The sequence below is a fragment of the Pelomonas candidula genome (genome assembly GCF_043555985.1).
Classification (GTDB): domain Bacteria; phylum Pseudomonadota; class Gammaproteobacteria; order Burkholderiales; family Burkholderiaceae_C; genus Pelomonas; species Pelomonas candidula.
In genome coordinates this window covers 1-451 of the sequence record NZ_JBIGIC010000051.1, presented here as the reverse complement: position 1 = coordinate 451, position 451 = coordinate 1, and the positions used below count along the sequence as shown (strand labels likewise).

General features: G+C 71.0%; 1 protein-coding gene. It reads right to left on the bottom strand.

Annotated features, from left to right (window positions below):
- Positions 1-71 precede the first annotated feature (71 nt).
- Positions 72-451: family 1 glycosylhydrolase (locus tag ACG04R_RS28435; RefSeq protein ID WP_394418195.1), on the bottom strand; the 380-nt coding region annotated here is incomplete at its 5' end.

Genomic DNA, 451 nt, shown 5'->3' with positions numbered 1-451 from the left:
TTGGGGGCGCGCACTGTGGTGCGTTTGTTGTTGTTCCGGGCGTGGTGGGGGGGGGGCTGTCGGTTGTGGTGTTAGGCGGGGGGCCCCCCGGGGGGGGGGGGGGCCCCCCCCCGGGCCAGGTAGTCCGCCGGGTAGTGGCCGGCGTGCATGGCGCCCAGCACATGGGCGTTCTTCTCCAGGAACCAGGACTTGGCCGCAGCGATGTCCGCCGGCGTCTCGGTGACGGGGATGCAGACGTCGCAGTTGTCGGTCAGGCCGACGACCGCGCCCGCGCCACCGAACTCGCGCACCGCACGCACGCCATGGCCATGGCACAGCAGCGCATGGTGGAAGGTCTGGTTGACGATGGCCGCGCTCTCCTGGCGGCCCGGCGCCTTGGTGCCATAGCCGTAGGCCAGCAGCGTGAAGCAGCGGATCTCGTTCATCGTGATCCAGTGCGTCACCTCGCCGG